The following is a 17,826-nucleotide window of genomic DNA, read 5'->3' on the forward strand; positions in this document are numbered from 1 at the left end:
CGTCCTTAATATGCAGCGTTTTCTGAACGTAACACATTCACTAAATGTGTGAAATCTTCAGGCCACGGCGCTTCAAATAGCATTTCTTCACCAGTACGAGGGTGTTTTAAGCCCAATTTAGCTGCATGCAATGCCTGACGTTTAAAACCACGTAAAGTTTCAATGAGCAGCTCAGATGCACCAGCTGGCACACGCACACGGTTCATATAAACCTGATCACCAATTAAGCCATAACCAATGTAACTAAAATGCACACGGATCTGATGTGTTCGTCCTGTTTCAAGGCGAGCTTGTACACGGGTAAAATCTTTAAAACGTTCTTTTACATTGTAGTGAGTTACCGCATCTCGCCCACCCGGTAAAATTGCCATTTTTACACGGTCTACTGGGTGACGTTTGATTGGTTCATCAATCGTACCGCCAGCAATAATATTTCCGTAAACAACCAAATCATATACACGGTAAACCGTTTTATTCGCCAACTGTTTACTTAAAGAAAATTGGGCCTCTAGAGTTTTAGCGACAACCAGTAAACCGCTGGTATCTTTATCAATACGGTGTACTAAACCAGCACGCGAAAGTTCTGCCAATTTTGGGAAGTGGTAAAGCAAAGCATTCACTAAAGTTCCAGAACTATTGCCGGCTCCTGGATGTACCACCATGCCTACCGGCTTATTAATAACTAAAATATCATCGTCTTCATAGACAATATTAAGTGGAATATTTTCAGGTTGACTCGTCGTCTGGGCTTCGAGCTCTACTTCGAGCGTAAGCAGCTCAGTTCCTTCACAACGGTGTTTAGGCTTGACAATGTTACCATTCACCAACAGATGGCCATCTTTCAACCATTGCTTGAGCTTTTCACGTGAAAACTCGCTCCATACCAAGGCTGCTACCTGATCGATACGTTGTCCCAGATAGGTTTCATCTAGCTGAACTTGCAACGATAAACGTGTTGCAGTTGTATCAGAAGTATGGTTATCTGCATCCTCAGAATCTTCAAGTAAATTGAAGTCGGTTTCAGAGAAGTTTGTGTTTGAAGATTGTGCTGAAGTCATTTGATCATTGAGATAAAAGTGGTTTAATAGCGCAATTGTAGCTCATTGCCCAACATAACAGAGGAGTTTTTATGTCGCTACCACGTTATAAAATTACGATGCTTGCCTTATCTTTAGGCGTAGCGTCTGCATTTGTGGGCTGTAGCAGCAATCCAAGTAAAAAAGAAGTGGTCGATACTGGCCCTCAATCTAGTGAACAAGCTTACTTCGAAAAGGCCCAAAAGTCGCTTGACCGTGGTCAATATCTTGATGCGACCAAGTCTTTAGAGGCAATCGATACTTATTATCCGACTGGACAATACGCTCAACAAGCACAACTTGAACTTCTATATTCGAAATTTAAACAAAAAGATTATGAAGGCACCATTGCCTTAGCAGAACGTTTTATTCGTTTAAATCCTCAACATCCAAATGTGGATTATGCTTATTATGTTCGTGCTGTTGCCAATATGGAGCAAAACTACGACAGCTTGCTGCGCTATACGTCTTTGCAACAGTCACATCGTGATGTGAGTTATTTAAAAGTTGCGTATCAAAACTTTGTTGATTTAATTCGTCGTTTCCCAAGTAGCCAATATTCTGTTGATGCTGCTCAGCGTATGAAATTCATTGGGCAAGAACTTGCCGAAAATGAAATGACTGCTGCCCGCTTCAACGTTAAACGTAAAGCTTGGATCGCCGCTGCAGAACGTTCGCAATGGGTGATTGAACACTATCCACAAACACCTCAAATTCCAGAAGCTTTAGCCACTTTGGCATATAGCTATGACAAGTTAGGTGATAAAGCTACGTCGCAACAATATATTGAAGTTTTAAAGCTTAATTACCCAAGCCTTGTGAAAAAAGACGGCACAGTTAACATGCGTGCTGCTCGTAAAGAAGGCAACTGGATCAACCGTGCAACTTTAGGTATTTTTGGTCGTGAATCGACTGCTGCAACGCCAGAGAGCACAACTGAAGCAGAAGCTCCAAAACGTGGTTTCCTCAACCGTGTTAGCTTTGGTTTAATTGGTAATTCAGATAAAGAAGAAACTGAAGCACCAGAACAAGCACCTGTTGAAGCTCCTAAGTCTGAACGTAGTTGGACAAACCGTTTAAGCTTCGGTTTATTAGACAAACCTGAACCACAAGCAGCAGAAAATACAACTGTTGCGCCAGCTGTCACCTCTACTGAAGCTTCAACCGATGTTCAATCAGATGAGGCAACACAAGGTGCGGATAACGCTGCTCAATAAGTTTAAGCTTTAAAAAAACATCAACAAACAGGCAAGTGATATCACTTGCCTGTTTGTTTTTATAAAATATTAAAATATTTATTGGGCATATCTCGATTCATCATGTCAGAATATTCTGACTCGCTGTCTCATCAAGTTTTAATACGGTTATCTGAATTATGGCAATTCCACAACATACGATTGATCAAATTCTAGATCGCACAGATATTGTCGATCTGATTGGTCAGCGTGTGAAATTGAAAAAAACCGGACGTACATATTCCGGCTGTTGCCCTTTTCATCAAGAAAAAACGCCATCATTCCATGTTTATCGCGACAAGCAGTATTATCACTGCTTTGGTTGTCAGGCTAACGGAAATGCAATCCGTTTTCTTATGGATATTGATAACCGAAACTTTATTGAGGTAATGAAAGAGTTATCGAGCAGTACCGGAATTGAATTACCTAAAGATAATACTGAAAATAAAAAACTATCTTATACCCGTCAGGTTACAAAGCCACCCGTTACTAAAACAAATGCGGCAGAGCCTGTAACTCCACAACAACCAAGTGATGAGAGCTACAACACGCTTGAACCAGTATTTTTTGATGACCCTTTTGCTCAGTTCGAACAGCCGTTTAGCTTTGATGAGCCAGTTCAAGAAGGTAATTTATATGACTTACTGGAAAATGTTGCGCAGTTCTATGAACAACAATTACCTCATAGTCAAAAAGCCAAAAATTACTTTAAACAGCGTGGACTAACCAATCAGACGATTCAGTTTTGGCGCTTAGGCTATGCTCCAGAAGACTGGCAACATCTAGAAAAAGCCTTTCCTTATGACATTGACGGCTTAAAACAACTTGGACTTATCCGCTCAAGCGATAATGGTCGTGATTTTGATTTATTACGTGATCGTGTCATTTTCCCAATTCGCGACCCTAAAGGCCGAGTAGTTGGTTTTGGTGGGCGCGCCTTAAATGACGAAATTAAACCTAAGTACATTAACTCGCCAGACTCAGAAGTCTTTCATAAAAATCAGCTACTTTATGGACTTTATGAAGGTAGAAAGCTTAAATCTAGCGATTGGTTAATGGTTGAAGGCTATATGGATGTCATTGCGCTTCAGCAATATGGCATTACTGGAGCTGTAGCAACGTTAGGGACTGCAAGTAATACTGAACACCTTAATATTTTATTTAAACAAAATAGTCGTATTACGATTGCTTTTGATGGCGATGCAGCAGGTCAAAAAGCTGCGCGCAGAACTTTAGAAATTGCTTTACCCCTTCTCAATGATGGTCGTGAACTCAAATTTTTTGTTCTACCGAATGATCACGATCCCGACTCTCTCATCCGTCGAGAAGGACTCGAAAATTTCCAAAAACTATTACAACAAGCCCCTCTTCTGTCCGATTTCGTGTTTGCTCACTTAACAGGTCAACACGATATCAGTACGCCTGAAGGGAAAAGTTTAGTCATGGGAGAACTCAGAGAACTAACTGAACTCTTACCTAAACAAGGTTCTTTCCGCTACTTGCTTACTCAATCTTTCCGTGAAAAACTCGGTTTAGGTAAGCGTTTTACCCCACAAATTAGTCACGATGCATCTTTATCTTTTAACATTCAAACCAAAGACGAAGATTTTGCGATTGCAATTTTAATGCATCATCCTTTTCTTTATATTCATTTCGAAGGATTACGGGCTTATATTCAGCAAGATGAATTATTGGCTAAAGTACTGGCAATCTTAAACCGTATTTTTGATGATTTACCGGATGATCAAGAGTTGGCAACTTATTATGTGCTTGGTGCTTGTAGTAGTTACTGTCATGAAATCGCCGATATTATGCAAAGAACAAATATTCAAGCATTAACACAGGCTCCTGAAGTAGCTGACAAGTTAGCTAAAGAATATTCATTAAGTCTGCAAGAAAGATATTTGCGTCAGAAGCTGAAATCACCGATTTCTTTAATTGAATCAAGAAATCTAAGACAACAACTGAATGAATTAACAAAACAAATTAGTTTAAAACTCTTGTCTTAATGTTTTGGCTTACGTTCATGATCAAATACATCCTGTAAATGCTGCTGTAACCATTCAAAATAATCAGGATTTTCTGCTTTAGCGGCTTCACGTAGTAATATTGATGTAGGATGTATAAGCTTTTGCGTCAAACGGTGTGCAAATTGCTGTAATACCTGTTCAGCATTCTCACCATGATGCAAAGCTTCTAGTGCATGTGTAAGCTCTTGTTGACTAATTTCTTCACTGTGCTGGCGGTAAGCATGAATTGTGCTACCCGCCTCTTTAACTTTTTGATGCGTAATAAGCTGAGTAGCTAATTGATTAACCATTACCTCTGCTTCAACAGCCGCCTGACGACGTTGGGCAAGGTTCTCATCAATCACACTCTGTAAATCATCAACACCATATAAATAGACCCCATCAAGTGCTTCAACTTTAGGATCTATATCACGTGGTACCGCTAAATCAACCATTAACATTTGTTGGTAGCGACGTTTCTTCAATGCGGCCTTAACATCAGAATAAGCAATAACTTGATATAAACTACCAGTACAGCTCGACACGACATCAGCACGATATAAATTTTCTGCTAATGCTGAAAACTCAATAATTTCAACTTCAACCTGATGTGCAATCTCCTGAGCCAGCTGGTCAGCACGCTCACGGCTACGATTACAAATAATAATCTTCGCGACACCCATTTCAGCCAAATGCTTAGCAACCAAGCTATTCATTTCACCTGCAGCAACAACCATTACGGTAAGCTTTTCAGGCTTACTAAAAACTTGTAAAGCAAGTTGTGCAACAGCATACCCCATCGAAACAGCATGACTACCGACCGCTGTTTCGGAACGTACACGTTTAGCTGCATAGAAAGCGTATTCAAAAACACTATTTAATTCAGGAGAGACCGTTTGAGCTTCTTTAGACAATGCTAAAGCACTTTTAACCTGCCCTAAAATTTGCGGCTCACCAAGCATGAGAGAATCTAGACCACTCGCCACTCGCATTAAATGTGTAATCGCCTGCGTATTCTCGTAACGATAAACATGATGAATTAACTGCTTTACATCAATATTATTGGCATCGGCTAACCACTTTAGAAGGCTTTCGGCGTTTTCTGCCATGGCATAAACTTCTGTACGGTTACAGGTCGAGACGACCACCAAATCCTTTAAGTTTTGGTGATGGCGTTGTTCGGCAAGCAAACGACTTAATCGCTCTGCATTGAAAGCAATTTGTTCGCGGAGTTCTACAGAAGCTGTTTGATGGTTGACACCCAATGCAAAGAAAGACATATCAGATCATCATTTCGCTAAATTTATGCTATTGTGCAACATCGGTGTCATAAAAAGCATTACTTTGGATCAATAAAAATTGCGTCAAATGAATAGCCGTATTAATTTTAACGGTGCTTCGATAAGACAGTATTCTACCACATTCTTGTTGTTAGGTAGCATGTCCTCGTATGTCTATGCACGTCCTGTGCAAGAGACCTATGCCGTGCATTCATTTGATCAGGCATTAGAGCAAACGATGGTCGCTGAATTTGCTCTAGCTTATGACGATATTCCAAACGCTTTGCATAATTACACAGTGCTCGCAATTAAAAGCAACTCTACATCAATTAAGCAGAGAGCTTTAGACGTTGCACTTGAATATAATGATTTACAAGCTGCTTTAAATATTGCTACTCATTGGGTAGCTCAAGAGCCTAAAGATGTACCAGCTTTATTTTATTTGTCACACATTGCTTTAAAAACGCACGAATATCAGCTTGCTGCTGAGACATTAGATAAAATTTTAAAGATAGATCCCACTGCCGATTTAGAACAAATTTTGGCTAGCATTGCTCCAGAAAATGCGCAGGATCGAGAAGTACTATTAACAGCTTTACGTTCTAGCGCAGAAAAAGACAATCCTTCTATTTTAGCACTCATCGCCAATTTAGAAGCTCAAAATGGTCAATTACAAACTGCACTAACCAACATTAACAAAGCATTACGTCGACGTCCTAAAGTAACGAGCTTTATTTTAATGAAAGCAAACTTACTTATTGCTCTCAGCGATCAAGAAGGTGCGCTTAAATGGTATGCAAAGTCGAGTCGTAAGAATAAGAAAAATTTAGATATTCGATTAGCGGAAATCCGCTATCTCATACAAATTAACCAATCTCAGCTTGCGTTAGAAAAACTTGAAAAAATTATAGAAACTAACCCTAAAGCTGAAGAAGCCTTATTCATTGCAGGCTTAACAAGTATTGATTTAAAGCAATATGACAAAGCAGAACAATATCTTGTTGACCTAAGAAACTCGGCTAAATACCAAAATGAAGCATATTACTACTTAGCCATTAACGCAGAGCGTAAACAGCATTATGAAACTGCAAAAGCTTACTATCGTTTAGTTGATGGCAGTTTATATGTGGTATCTAGACGAAACTTGATCGCAATATATGATAAACAAGAAAATTTACACGATGCTTTACGGTTCCTTACTCAAGAACGAGTAAATTATCCTCAACATGCAAGTTTCTTATATCAAGCCCAAGCTGAAATCTTAAAGAAAATGGGCAATAAAAAAGCTGCACTAAATCTATTAGATGAAGCAATTAAAAACTTACCCGACGATCCGGAACTGATTTATGCGGAAGTTTTATTACTTGATCCATATACGGACCGCGACAAACTCGACAAAACATTAAAACAATTATTACAACTTGAGCCTAACAGCCCAACGTATCTAAATGCATATGCTTATACACTAGCCCTGCAAAATCGTCGTTTAAAAGAAGCACGTCAGTATGCAGAGCAAGCATTAGAATATGCACCTGAACAAGCTTCAATCCTTGATACGCTAGGTTATATTGCATTTTTACAGAACGATTATGAAGCTGCGGCGGAAGCCTTAGGCAAAGCATATGAACTTAGCCATAATATAAATATTGGCGTTCGTTATGCTAAAGCTTTGTATATGCAAGGGTCACTCACGCAATTTAGCGCAGTGTTACAACAACTGAAACAAAAACATGCCAATGATCCACAATTACAACAGCTTGATGCGTTAATTTTACCTACATCTGCAAAAAAGAGTTAAATATATGAGCAAATTTGCCCAACTGTGCACAGCGATTTGTGGATCAAGTGCATTATTTCTAACCGGTTGTCAGCATTTTACTCAACCCAAGCCAGCGGTTACCCAACAAGTTCAAGATGAAAAGCACTTTAATTTGCAAGGTAAGATTGGAGTTCGTACACCACAACAAACCGGTAGTGCTTTTTTTACTTGGCTTCAACAGCAAGATAATTTTGATATCGAGTTAAGCGGCATTTTAGGCGTTGGAAAAACCCAAATTCAGGGTAAACCAGGCGAAGTAACTTTAAACAGTTCTAAAACAGGACTTATTAGCGCTGCCTCTCCAGAAGAACTTTTAGAACGTGCAACGGGTTGGCAAGCCCCTATTACACACTTAACGAGCTGGATTTTAGCAAAACCAGCAACGCTAAATGCTCAAATTACGAAAGACGCTGCAAATCGAGTGAGCCAACTCATTGAAGATGGCTGGACGGTTAATTTCAGTTACGATGGTGAACAAACTTTGCCAAACAAACTGGTTTTAAAGCAAGCTCTTGCTGAAGATAAAGAAAACCGTATTACAATGGTCATCCAAAACCGCTAAGTCTAATTATATAAATCTATGATTCGAGTTCCTTCCCCTGCTAAGCTCAACCTGTTTTTACATATTACAGGCCGACGCGAAAATGGTTACCATGAGCTACAAACCATTTTCCAACTTATTGATTTATATGACTGGATGACATTTACCCTGACTTCAAATGAAGAAATCAAAATTGATGGGTTAAGTGAAATTCGTCCTGAAGAAAATTTGATTTATCGGGCAGCGCAAATACTAAAGCCACATGCAAAAAAGTTTTGTGGTGTACACATCAAAATTGAAAAAAATATTCCAATGGGCGCAGGTCTAGGCGGTGGTTCTTCCAATGCCGCCACCACGCTTATTGTGTTAAATCAATTATGGGAATGTGGTCTGGAGCAAGAACAACTTGCGGACTACGGTGTTAAGCTCGGTGCTGATGTTCCTATTTTTATTTATGGTAAAAACGCATGGGCCGAAGGCATCGGTGAACATTTATCATTCATAGACTTAGATCAAAAACAGTTCATTATTTTAAAACCTGATTGTTTTATCAGCACTCAATTGCTTTTTTCACAAAAAACATTGACAAGAGACTCTAAGACCACTAAATTTTGCGCCTATCAGTTAGAGCCTTCTAATTTTGGAAATAACTTTGAGCCACTGGCTCGACAGTTATACCCTAAAGTAGAAGAAGCAATGCAATATTTAGATCAGTTTGGTCAAGCAAAGCTTACAGGTACAGGTGCTTGTGTTTTTACTGAAGTAACAAATGAAATGAATATTGACGAAATTCTTAACCATTCACCATGTAAATCTTACTTGGTAAATAGTTTAAAAGAATCTCCTCTTAATCATTTTAAAGTTACACGTTAGGGGCGTCGCCAAGTGGTAAGGCACCGGGTTTTGATCTCGGCATCCGTTGGTTCGAATCCAGCCGCCCCTGCCAACCTCACCTGTAATGATGATTATATTAGGGGCGTCGCCAAGTGGTAAGGCACCGGGTTTTGATCTCGGCATCCGTTGGTTCGAATCCAGCCGCCCCTGCCATCATATATATCATCGAATTTAGGGGCGTCGCCAAGTGGTAAGGCACCGGGTTTTGATCTCGGCATCCGTTGGTTCGAATCCAGCCGCCCCTGCCATTCTCTTATTTTAAAGACAGACTTAATTGCTATGCTTTTTGTTGATTAATCTTGACATTGCATTGCAAAAATATTAAAGTTCTGCCGCATTAGGGGCGTCGCCAAGTGGTAAGGCACCGGGTTTTGATCTCGGCATCCGTTGGTTCGAATCCAGCCGCCCCTGCCATCTATTTCATTACATACCAACCGCCAAGGGTGCTTCATGCCCAATCTTGTCGTTTTTAGTGGAAATGCTCATCCACAGTTCGCTCAAAAAGTCGTAAGTCACTTACATATCCCTCTAGGTGCTGCATCAGTCGGTCACTTTTCTGATGGAGAAATTTCAGTAGAAATTACTGAAAATGTTCGTGGTAAAGACGTATTTATCGTTCAGCCTACTTGTGCCCCTACCAATGATAACCTTATGGAAATCTTGGTTATGGCAGATGCTTTGCGTCGTGCAAGTGCTGGTCGTATTACCGCTGTTATCCCTTATTTTGGTTATGCTCGCCAAGACCGTCGTCCACGTTCTGCACGTGTGCCGATTACAGCTAAAGTTGTTGCAGACATGCTTACCACTGTTGGTATTGACCGTGTCGTGATGATCGACTTACATGCTGACCAAATTCAAGGTTTCTTCGATATTCCAGTCGATAACATCTACGGTACTCCTGCTTTGCTTGCTGACTTACGTCAACAACAACATGACAACCTTATGGTGGTTTCTCCTGACGTTGGTGGTGTAGTACGTGCTCGTGCTGTTGCCAAACAGATGGGTGACATCGATTTAGCAATTATTGATAAACGTCGTCAAAAAGCCAATGAGTCGCAAGTTATGCACTTAATTGGTGACGTAAAAGATCGTGATTGCGTTATCGTAGACGATATGGTTGATACTGCTGGTACATTGTGTAAAGCAGCTGATGCGCTTAAGCAATTTGGTGCACGTCGTGTAGTTGCATACGCAACTCACCCTGTACTATCAGGTAAGGCTATTGAAAACTTACGTAATTCAGTTATTGATGAACTGGTTGTGACTGATACCATTCCTCTTTCTGAAGAAGCATTGACCTTAGGCAAGATCCGTCAGGTTTCTGTTGCTAGCATGGTTGCTGAAACGATTCGTCGTATTAATAACGAAGAGTCTATCAGTGCAATGTTCGATAGTTTATAATATTGCAGCTTTTTATAAACCCTAGCCTTGGCTGGGGTTTTCTATCACTAAACTGGTCGCAAGTTTAGTCTTTTAAACTTTAATGAGGATTTACTCATGGCAAACTTCGTATTAAACGCTCAAGCGCGTGCTGAAGACAAACAAGGGAAAGGTGCGAGCCGCCGCCTTCGTCGCGAAGCTTTAATTCCAGCTATCATTTATGGTGGCAACGCTGAGCCTGTAACTGTTACTTTAGAACTTCGTGAGCTTGTAAAAGCTTTAGAAAGCAATGCTTTCTTTGAAGAAGTTGTAGAAATCAAAGTGGGTGACAAAGTTGAAAACGTTAAAATCCAAGCGTTACAACGTCACCCATCTAAAAACACTCCTATGCACGCTGACTTCAAACGCGCATAAGTGTTTAAAGGCGTAGATTAGTGTCAAATATTTCGCTAATTGTTGGTTTGGGCAATCCTGGTTCAGAATATGCCCAAACCCGCCATAATGCAGGTTTTTGGTTCATTGAACAGCTTGCTGATAAATATGGCATTACATTAAAAAATGATCCGAAATTTCACGGAATCAGTGGACGTGGTAATATAGAAGGACACGATGTCCGTCTACTTCTACCCACTACATTTATGAACCGTTCTGGACAAAGTGTAGTTCCATTTGCAAAATTTTATCAAATTGCTCCCGAAGCAATTTTGATTGCTCATGATGAACTTGATATGAACCCAGGTGTAATTCGTCTTAAAACAGGCGGTGGACACGGTGGTCATAACGGTTTACGTGACATTGTCCCTCATATTGGTCCAAATTTTCACCGTTTACGTATTGGTATCGGACATCCTGGCTCGAAAGAGAAAGTTTCAGGTCACGTACTTGGAAAGGCACCAAGTAGTGAACAAAGTCTGATGGATGCAGCAATTGATCATGCCCTTTCTAAAGTGAAGCTACTTGTTCAAGGACAAGTTCCACAGGCCATGAATCAAATTAATGCATATAAACCCACTTAAATTGTTGAACAATCATGCTTGCTATCTTGCTTTTTTAGGAGCAAAATGCGCATCAGCCACTTTGCCAACCGCAAAAGCTAAAGATTTCACCATAAGATCTACATCTTAGGTCTACTCAGGAGACGCTAGCCATGCTATCTCGTTTATTAAAATGCAAAATTCACCGTGCAGTTGTAACCCATGCTGAACTTCACTATGAAGGTTCTTGTGCAATTGATGGCGTATTGATGGACTTAGCTGGTATTCGTGAATATGAAGAAATTCATGTTTGGAATGTAACCAATGGCAAACGCTTCACAACTTATGCGATTCGTGGTGAAGATAACTCTGGAATTATTTCAGTAAACGGCGGTGCTGCACATCAAGCAGACGTTGGCGATTTAGTAATTATTGCTACATTTGGTGATTTTACTGAAGCTGAAGCAAATATTCATAAACCACGTTTGGTATATGCTAACCCAAATAATACAGTCAACCACACAGCGAATTGCATTCCTGTTCAAGTTGCCTAAATTATTCCAAGAATAAAAAAGCCCGCATTGACGGGCTTTTATCATTTTATAAATCCTAAATCGCTCCTTCCCACCAGTTCTTTTGTTTTTCACAATTTAATGGTTGAAGCTGTTCTCCTCGTAATTCGAACAGTATCGCCTCTCCTTTAGGATTTACCTTAAATTCAGCATATTTGGCTTTTTCATAACATTGAGCCAAGCCTTCTGCAAACAAGAAACTGCGAGAGGCAGGATATAAAGCCTGCAAACGATTTTCAGGATTTTTTAAAATTAACCTCTGTCCAGCCAATGAATTATTGATATCTAAAATGGTACGAACTACGCGATTTTGTGAATCCAAAATAACTTTTGCGGGAACGGAAGGACGATTAAAAATCACCTGTTCCAGAGCCTCACCTTCACTTCCAACAAGAGCTTTAAGAGATTGTAAATTTAATTCATAAGCCAATGCCATATAATCACCTTGTAAAATTGAACGAGGATCAACTGGCTTAAGCTCAATGAAAATACTTTTACTATGGTGCAAATGCCATTCATTTTTCGCCACTAAACCTGCAAAAAATAATAACGTGATCAAGGCAAGAATAAGAGAAAAATACTTTTTCATTCTTTCTCCCCCTTAACAATCTCATTTTTATTTTCATGTTGAAGTAACCATGACAGAACCAATAGAAGAACGCCAGTAATAAAAATTGATGCACTCTTAGCGAGGAAAGTTATTTGTAGGTTGTAATAGAGCTGCCAGAACACAAAAACGAATACAGTTAAGCTCACTCCATACACAATATAATCTTTCTTTTTTAATGCCCACGTTAAAATAATAAGCAGGATGAAAATTTCAAAATATCCCAACACAATAAGTAACACACCAAATATTAAAAAGGCGAAAAAAGTGAGTGCTTTAAGTTGTCGATATAAATGAAGAACACTAAAGCAAAGTAACCAGACAACAGGTAGCAAATATAAAACCCATAACTGCTGATCTATCGAATTTTCTGGTACCAACCCCATAAAAGTATTGAAAAAATAAGCTACAAGAATTACGACCAGCACGCATAAAAAAATACTACGCTCGTATAGGGCTATTGATTCTCTCTTAGGTAAGAGCACCAAACTAAAAACCAAGTAACTGAGCAAAGTTAAATTTAAATAAGTCTGAGTAGAATGTATTGACCACAATGAATGGTCCAGTTGTAGCAAATAGATAAAAGCTATGCCATACGTAGCAAGCATTTGAATTAAAATGAAGAACCAATGTGGTTTAAGAAAATAACTAATACATAGAATAATAATCTGTGCAATTAAAACCCATAGAATTTGATCTGTTTCTGAACCAAGATGAAACAAGAAAGCGGTCTGCCCACTGATAAACAAACAATAGGCAAATTGCCGAAAGAAATAGCTTTGTGATTTCTTTAAAAGAATAAACGCCAATCCAACAAAAACAACTCCAATAACTAAAGAAATAGCTTCCCAAAACACCAGCGTAAAAGCTGCAAGTGACAAGCCAGCAAGCCAAGCACCAATTGCCAATGGAATGACATAAAAGCGGCTTTGACGAAAAATTTTTATTAAAAGATAGCTGATCAGCGCAAACCAAATAAAAATAATGCCTGCAATCAATAAAAATATGAACTCATTAGAGTCTTTAAATAGGTTATTAATCCCATCTACAAGCCATATCGTTGCAGTCACACCAAGAACAGCTGCCATCAAACTAGCACATAGCTGATCATCTTTTTTGAAGAAATAATAAAAAACGACTATTCCGGAAAAGAAGGCAGAAATTAGATAAGGAATATTCTCATTCGATAAATATTGAATCATTCCAATAATCGAAATAACGGCGAACCAAGCGATAAAGACAAATCGTAAAGCACGATATTTCTTTATACACACCCAAAATTCAATAAGGCTTAATAAGTTCAGAGCAAATAGATATACATAAGGAAATTTTTCTGACCAAAAAGTCTGTTTAAAAAATAAAAAAAGTGTGAGTTGGCTGCTAATACAAATTAAAGCAAAGATTCCAATATTTGGTCGATATAACCACGGCAGTAAAAGCAATGTCCAAATTAAAAAAAGCAAATAACTGTCTGCACCAGTTTGATAAACTTGTCCAATTACAGCCAAGCTTAAACCTATCATCAAACCACAAACGCTATGTAAGGTCTGCCTAACCCCATCGCTTAAAGTATCTTTTGTGCTGAACCATGCTGTTACAACTAATATAACGGGCGGGATCGCGAGTTGAATACTGTCTGGAAGCATCAACCAGTTGGCAGCAATTAAATAAAGGATACTTACTGCCATAAATACATAACTGAAAATATGGAGATGCTGAATAAACGAGCTATTGGTCAGAGGATAATAGTCTCTTATCTGCATGAAACACCTATTTTATTTATAATTTTCTATAAAAAACATAGCATTCCATTTTCATATCAACAAGTAAGCTCTTGTTAAAAAGCCTATTTCGATTTATGAAAATGCTTATTCATAAAGAAACTTAGCATTCTATAAAAGCATCTAGCCAATTTTATCAAGCGCGCTATAATAAAACTCATCGCTTCAGGGCGGGGTGTAATTCCCCACCGGTGGTAAAGTTAATTTTTATAAATAGATTAACAAGCCCACGAGCTTAAATTGTGTAATTTGAGCAGATTTGGTGAAACTCCAAAGCCGACGGTATAGTCCGGATGAAAGAAGACGACGAACTGGGATAAATCCGTTTTATTTCAGTGCCAGCCTGTTTTTACATCAGTCCTGAAATGTTCAACCGTATTTTTACGAGAGCGTTTCATTATGTCTAGCTTAATTCAACCAGAACTTTTTTTCTCAGCCCTCTCTCCTGCTGAGCAACGCATTCAACAAGCATTAGAAGATATCCGTCAAGGCAAGCCTGTCTTGGTTATGGACGACTTTGATCGCGAAAATGAAGCAGATCTCATCGTTGCAGCCGAAACTTTAACGGTAGAAACAATGGCACGTATGATTCGTGATGGTTCAGGGATTGTATGTTTATGCCTTACAGAAGAGCTAGCAGACCATCTAGAACTCCCTCCAATGGTTTCTCAAAACTCAAGCCAGTTTCATACCGCTTTTACAGTGACCATTGAGGCAGCTCAAGGCGTTACCACTGGTGTTTCTGCTAAAGACCGTGTAACAACTATTCAAACTGCTATTAAAGATGGCGCTGTGGCAAGTGACTTAAATCGCCCGGGTCACGTTTTCCCATTACGTGCACGTAATGGTGGAGTCCTTACTCGTCGTGGTCATACTGAGGGAACAATTGATCTAGCAAGACTAGCTGGACTTAAACCAGCTGGCGTATTATGTGAATTAACCAATCCAGATGGCACGATGGCTTCAGGCATTCAGGTTTTAGCATATGCTCAAACTCATCACTTAACGGTGATTACGATTGAAGAACTTGTTCAATATCGCCAACAACACGGCATTTAAATAAAAAAGGTTTGGCTTTAGATCAAAGCCAAACCTTCAAATTAAAATTTAATAATATTTAAGAAACTTTCTTTTGTGCTGCCAGTTCTTCAACATAGTCCAAAAGCTCAGAAAATTGCGTAATCATTGCTTTTGGCTGTGCTTGAGCAAGTTCCTCTGCTGTTCCGTAACCATAAGTCACCGCTACCGCCTCAATACCATTATGACGAGCACCTAAAACGTCATATTGGCGATCACCGACCATTAAACACTCTTCTGGGTTTAATTGCTCATGCTCAAGAATATAATGAATGAGTTCAGCTTTATTAGTGCGCTCCCCCGTTAACTCACTCCCATAGATATGTACAAAATATTGGCTTAATTCAAAATGGTCCAAGATACGTTTGGCATAAATCGTTGGTTTAGCAGTTGCAACAAATAGCCGATATCCTTCTTTTTTTAATGCGCTAAGTGTTTTTGCAACAGATGGATATACTTCATTTTCAAACAGGCCAACCACCGAAAAACGCTCGCGATAAGCAAGTAAAGCTTGTTCAGCTAAAGTATCATCTTGAGTAGCCAATAATTTTGCTAGTGATGGCTTTAATGGTGGGCCAATTGTCCAGTCAATATTTAAATCGGCAGCCAATGGATAGCCTAATTTCTCCATTGCATAGCGAATTGAAGTATGGATTCCAACTTTTGGGTCTGTTAAGGTTCCGTCTAAATCAATCAAAATATGTTTTATAGCCATTCAATCACTAACCCAGTAAAGTATTTAATTCAATTGGTCGAGAGTTTAATCAAACTCTCTTATACTAACGTAAATTTAAATTGAAAAGGAAATAACCGTGCGTCCAACCGTACTTTGTTTCTCGGGTTTAGACCCTTCAGGTGGTGCAGGTTTACAAGCCGATATCGAAGCAATTGGACAAAGTGGAGCCCATGCAGCAATTGCATGTACTGCCCTCACCATTCAGAACTCACAACAAGTATTTGGCTTTGAAGCAACCTCAAAAGAACTTTTATTAGCACAAGCAAATGCAGTTGTAGGTGACTTACCCATTAAATGTGTTAAGTCTGGCATGCTAGGTACGACAGATAATATTGCTGCACTAGCTGAATTTTTACGTGCTCACCCTGACTATCAATATGTACTTGATCCTGTTTTAGTCGCAAACAGTGGCGGCTCTTTAGGTGATCAGGCAACTCTCGTTAAAGCTTTTGTTGAGCTTATTCCTCTAGCCACAATTATTACTCCAAATACCGTTGAATTAAGGGCTTTAACAGGTATTACTAATTTAGATCAAGCCACTCAAAAGCTCTTTGAAATGGGTGCTAAAGCTGTTCTAGTTAAAGGTGGACACGAAGATACTCCAGATCATATTAAAAATAGTTTGTATATTAATGGTGAGCTTGCAGCGAGTAGTAGCTGTCCTCGCCTTGAAGGTGAATATCATGGCTCAGGTTGTTCTTTAGCGAGCTTTATCGCAGGGCGCTTAGCTTTAGGTGATTCTTTAAAAATTGCTGTACAACATGCTGAAACATGGTTATTCGGTGTTTTAAAAAATGCAGAAGCCCCTGTACAAAATGGACAAAAGATTCCAAAGCGTTTTTAAAAACACAAAAAAGGCGCTTTAAGCGCCTTTTTTATTAACCGCAATTATTGAGGAATACGTAAAACTTGTCCTGGGAAAATCTCATCTGGATCTTTTAGCATTGGTTTATTTGCTTCAAAGATTTTTGGATACTGATTTGCATCACCGTAAAATTCTTTAGCAATTTTTGAAAGATTATCACCAGATTTCACAGTATAAAATTTGCTTTCTGGTTCAGGAGTTGCCACTGTCATCTGATCATCTACTTGCGCAACATGATCAATATTTCCAACAATAAGAATAATTTTCTCTTTATCTGCTTGGCTTTTTACCTGTCCTTTGATAATTGCGGTATCAGTAGTACCGTTATAGGTTACAGATAAGCCGTCTACCCCTAAGCCTAAACTCTTAATTAAACCTAATAATTTATTTGCAACTTCTTGTGCAGAAGGTTCTGCTGGTGTTGCCGGAGCTGGTTGTGGTTCTGCTGGTGCGGTATTTTTCTTGCCAATACCTTTTACAAAATCAAAAAGACCCATCTTTTAGTCCTCATATTATTGTTTATAGTAAAGTCATTAAACTGACCCTTATTGTTATACTTCAAAAAAGTTATGCCTCTGCTATCAATTGAGGTTGATCTTGTAAAATTATGTATCTCTTAAATTTTTTCTAAAATAAAAAAAGCCACCTTACGGTGGCCTTCTTTTTATTCAGCAATATGCGAATTAACCAAGTTTTTTAGTTACATAGTCAATTGCAGATTGAACTGTAGTGATTTCGTTAGAATCTTCATCAGGGATAGTGATGTCGAAGTCGTTTTCGAAAGACATAACAAGTTCAACTAAATCTAAAGAGTCAGCACCTAAGTCATCCATAAAAGATGCTTCGTTTTTAATCTCTTCAGCTTTAAGACCAAGTTGTTCTGCAACCGCTTGTTTAACGCGTTGTTCGATATCGCTCACAGGAATTCTCCTCATTGCTTGTGGCGTTTAATTTGCCACTAGTTTAATTGAATATAAAAA

The 17,826-nt window shown here is 39.0% G+C and carries 18 protein-coding genes, 4 tRNA genes and 1 riboswitch; of the genes, 15 read left to right on the plus strand and 7 right to left on the minus strand.

Annotation, left to right across the window (positions count from 1 at the left end; all coding sequences use genetic code 11):
• Positions 1-5 precede the first annotated feature (5 nt).
• Entirely contained in the window at positions 6-1,058 is a 1,053-nt protein-coding gene (gene rluD, locus RFW85_RS14500) for a 23S rRNA pseudouridine(1911/1915/1917) synthase RluD (RefSeq protein WP_032038599.1), read from the minus strand.
• A 71-nt stretch (positions 1,059-1,129) separates the two neighbouring features.
• Here rluD and RFW85_RS14505 point away from each other — a divergent pair, with 71 nt between their 5' ends.
• Both RFW85_RS14505 and RFW85_RS14510 read left to right on the plus strand, forming a co-directional pair.
• The gene (locus RFW85_RS14505; RefSeq protein WP_170248376.1) at positions 1,130-2,293 is read left to right on the plus strand and encodes an outer membrane protein assembly factor BamD; all 1,164 of its coding nucleotides are present in this window, start codon (positions 1,130-1,132) and stop codon (positions 2,291-2,293) included.
• Positions 2,294-2,451: 158 nt separating this feature from the next.
• Entirely contained in the window at positions 2,452-4,320 is a 1,869-nt protein-coding gene (locus RFW85_RS14510) for a DNA primase (protein ID WP_063098223.1), read from the plus strand.
• On the opposite strand, the gene hemA is transcribed toward RFW85_RS14510, so the two are convergent.
• Positions 4,317-5,600: a glutamyl-tRNA reductase gene (hemA, locus tag RFW85_RS14515; protein ID WP_005075265.1), complete on the minus strand. Its 1,284-nt coding sequence runs from the start codon at positions 5,598-5,600 to the stop codon at positions 4,317-4,319. The genes RFW85_RS14510 and hemA overlap by 4 nt on opposite strands.
• 88 nt (positions 5,601-5,688) lie before the next feature.
• Here hemA and RFW85_RS14520 point away from each other — a divergent pair, with 88 nt between their 5' ends.
• From RFW85_RS14520 to panD, 11 genes are all read left to right on the plus strand, one after another.
• Complete coding sequence (locus RFW85_RS14520) at positions 5,689-7,398, plus strand: tetratricopeptide repeat protein (protein WP_005070953.1); 1,710 nt, start codon at positions 5,689-5,691, stop codon at positions 7,396-7,398.
• 4 nt (positions 7,399-7,402) lie between these two features.
• Positions 7,403-7,981, plus strand: coding sequence for a lipoprotein insertase outer membrane protein LolB (gene lolB, locus RFW85_RS14525; RefSeq protein WP_032056900.1), 579 nt, complete (start codon positions 7,403-7,405; stop codon positions 7,979-7,981).
• An 18-nt stretch (positions 7,982-7,999) separates the two neighbouring features.
• Positions 8,000-8,833: a 4-(cytidine 5'-diphospho)-2-C-methyl-D-erythritol kinase gene (ispE, locus tag RFW85_RS14530; RefSeq protein WP_032056901.1), complete on the plus strand. Its 834-nt coding sequence runs from the start codon at positions 8,000-8,002 to the stop codon at positions 8,831-8,833.
• A tRNA-Gln gene (locus RFW85_RS14535) sits at positions 8,832-8,906 on the plus strand. Before ispE ends, RFW85_RS14535 begins: the two co-directional genes overlap by 2 nt.
• A 26-nt stretch (positions 8,907-8,932) precedes the next feature.
• Positions 8,933-9,007 (plus strand) — tRNA-Gln (locus RFW85_RS14540).
• 20 nt (positions 9,008-9,027) lie between these two features.
• A tRNA-Gln gene (locus tag RFW85_RS14545) sits at positions 9,028-9,102 on the plus strand.
• 91 nt (positions 9,103-9,193) lie between these two features.
• Positions 9,194-9,268 (plus strand) — tRNA-Gln (locus tag RFW85_RS14550).
• Between the two features lie 36 nt (positions 9,269-9,304).
• Positions 9,305-10,255: a ribose-phosphate pyrophosphokinase gene (locus RFW85_RS14555; RefSeq protein ID WP_002120445.1), complete on the plus strand. Its 951-nt coding sequence runs from the start codon at positions 9,305-9,307 to the stop codon at positions 10,253-10,255.
• Between the two features lie 96 nt (positions 10,256-10,351).
• Positions 10,352-10,648, plus strand: a complete 297-nt coding sequence (gene rplY, locus RFW85_RS14560) for a 50S ribosomal protein L25 (protein WP_002120443.1) — start codon at positions 10,352-10,354, stop codon at positions 10,646-10,648.
• A gap of 20 nt (positions 10,649-10,668) precedes the next feature.
• On the plus strand, positions 10,669-11,250 hold the full coding sequence (pth, locus tag RFW85_RS14565) for an aminoacyl-tRNA hydrolase (protein ID WP_002120328.1): 582 nt from the start codon (positions 10,669-10,671) through the stop codon (positions 11,248-11,250).
• 131 nt (positions 11,251-11,381) lie between these two features.
• Positions 11,382-11,762: an aspartate 1-decarboxylase gene (gene panD, locus RFW85_RS14570; RefSeq protein WP_002120296.1), complete on the plus strand. Its 381-nt coding sequence runs from the start codon at positions 11,382-11,384 to the stop codon at positions 11,760-11,762.
• A gap of 55 nt (positions 11,763-11,817) precedes the next feature.
• On the opposite strand, the gene RFW85_RS14575 is transcribed toward panD, so the two are convergent.
• Together RFW85_RS14575 and RFW85_RS14580 are read right to left on the minus strand one after the other, a co-directional pair.
• Positions 11,818-12,369 (minus strand): GDYXXLXY domain-containing protein, encoded by a 552-nt coding sequence (locus RFW85_RS14575; protein WP_170248378.1) that lies wholly within the window; start codon positions 12,367-12,369, stop codon positions 11,818-11,820.
• Complete coding sequence (locus RFW85_RS14580; protein WP_309171634.1) at positions 12,366-14,150, minus strand: DUF2157 domain-containing protein; 1,785 nt, start codon at positions 14,148-14,150, stop codon at positions 12,366-12,368. The genes RFW85_RS14575 and RFW85_RS14580 overlap by 4 nt, the downstream gene beginning before the upstream one ends.
• 176 nt (positions 14,151-14,326) lie before the next feature.
• Positions 14,327-14,477, plus strand: a riboswitch (FMN riboswitch).
• A gap of 90 nt (positions 14,478-14,567) precedes the next feature.
• On the opposite strand from RFW85_RS14580, the gene ribB reads away from it, so the two are divergent.
• Positions 14,568-15,227: a 3,4-dihydroxy-2-butanone-4-phosphate synthase gene (gene ribB, locus RFW85_RS14585; protein WP_005070969.1), complete on the plus strand. Its 660-nt coding sequence runs from the start codon at positions 14,568-14,570 to the stop codon at positions 15,225-15,227.
• A 58-nt stretch (positions 15,228-15,285) separates the two neighbouring features.
• Here the strand turns inward: ribB and RFW85_RS14590 are convergent, their stop codons facing one another.
• Positions 15,286-15,960, minus strand: coding sequence for an HAD-IA family hydrolase (locus tag RFW85_RS14590; protein ID WP_309171635.1), 675 nt, complete (start codon positions 15,958-15,960; stop codon positions 15,286-15,288).
• Between the two features lie 97 nt (positions 15,961-16,057).
• Between RFW85_RS14590 and RFW85_RS14595 the strand changes: the two genes are divergently transcribed.
• Positions 16,058-16,825: a hydroxymethylpyrimidine/phosphomethylpyrimidine kinase gene (locus tag RFW85_RS14595; RefSeq protein ID WP_309171636.1), complete on the plus strand. Its 768-nt coding sequence runs from the start codon at positions 16,058-16,060 to the stop codon at positions 16,823-16,825.
• Between the two features lie 44 nt (positions 16,826-16,869).
• Here RFW85_RS14595 and lysM read toward each other — a convergent pair whose 3' ends face one another.
• Both lysM and acpP read right to left on the minus strand, forming a co-directional pair.
• On the minus strand, positions 16,870-17,343 hold the full coding sequence (gene lysM / locus RFW85_RS14600) for a peptidoglycan-binding protein LysM (protein ID WP_086266037.1): 474 nt from the start codon (positions 17,341-17,343) through the stop codon (positions 16,870-16,872).
• A gap of 186 nt (positions 17,344-17,529) precedes the next feature.
• Positions 17,530-17,766 carry an acyl carrier protein gene (acpP, locus tag RFW85_RS14605; RefSeq protein ID WP_001279871.1) on the minus strand — a complete coding sequence of 79 codons (237 nt, stop codon included), beginning with the start codon at positions 17,764-17,766 and terminating at the stop codon, positions 17,530-17,532.
• Between the last annotated feature and the right edge of the window lie 60 nt (positions 17,767-17,826).

Source organism: Acinetobacter sp. 12966 (genome assembly GCF_031196995.1).
Lineage (GTDB): Bacteria > Pseudomonadota > Gammaproteobacteria > Pseudomonadales > Moraxellaceae > Acinetobacter > Acinetobacter geminorum.

Bases quoted from the DNA above. Each gene is read 5' to 3' on its own strand.
- ribB (WP_005070969.1), top strand. From the start codon at position 14,568: ATGTCTAGCTTAATTCAACCAGAACTTTTTTTCTCAGCCCTCTCTCCT.
- RFW85_RS14555 (WP_002120445.1), top strand. From the start codon at position 9,305: ATGCCCAATCTTGTCGTTTTTAGTGGAAATGCTCATCCACAGTTCGCT.
- RFW85_RS14575 (WP_170248378.1), bottom strand. From the start codon at position 12,369: ATGAAAAAGTATTTTTCTCTTATTCTTGCCTTGATCACGTTATTATTT.
- panD (WP_002120296.1), top strand. From the start codon at position 11,382: ATGCTATCTCGTTTATTAAAATGCAAAATTCACCGTGCAGTTGTAACC.
- RFW85_RS14590 (WP_309171635.1), bottom strand. From the start codon at position 15,960: ATGGCTATAAAACATATTTTGATTGATTTAGACGGAACCTTAACAGAC.
- RFW85_RS14510 (WP_063098223.1), top strand. From the start codon at position 2,452: ATGGCAATTCCACAACATACGATTGATCAAATTCTAGATCGCACAGAT.
- RFW85_RS14580 (WP_309171634.1), bottom strand. From the start codon at position 14,150: ATGCAGATAAGAGACTATTATCCTCTGACCAATAGCTCGTTTATTCAG.
- rplY (WP_002120443.1), top strand. From the start codon at position 10,352: ATGGCAAACTTCGTATTAAACGCTCAAGCGCGTGCTGAAGACAAACAA.
- RFW85_RS14505 (WP_170248376.1), top strand. From the start codon at position 1,130: ATGTCGCTACCACGTTATAAAATTACGATGCTTGCCTTATCTTTAGGC.
- ispE (WP_032056901.1), top strand. From the start codon at position 8,000: ATGATTCGAGTTCCTTCCCCTGCTAAGCTCAACCTGTTTTTACATATT.
- lolB (WP_032056900.1), top strand. From the start codon at position 7,403: ATGAGCAAATTTGCCCAACTGTGCACAGCGATTTGTGGATCAAGTGCA.
- lysM (WP_086266037.1), bottom strand. From the start codon at position 17,343: ATGGGTCTTTTTGATTTTGTAAAAGGTATTGGCAAGAAAAATACCGCA.
- hemA (WP_005075265.1), bottom strand. From the start codon at position 5,600: ATGTCTTTCTTTGCATTGGGTGTCAACCATCAAACAGCTTCTGTAGAA.
- RFW85_RS14520 (WP_005070953.1), top strand. From the start codon at position 5,689: ATGAATAGCCGTATTAATTTTAACGGTGCTTCGATAAGACAGTATTCT.
- rluD (WP_032038599.1), bottom strand. From the start codon at position 1,058: ATGACTTCAGCACAATCTTCAAACACAAACTTCTCTGAAACCGACTTC.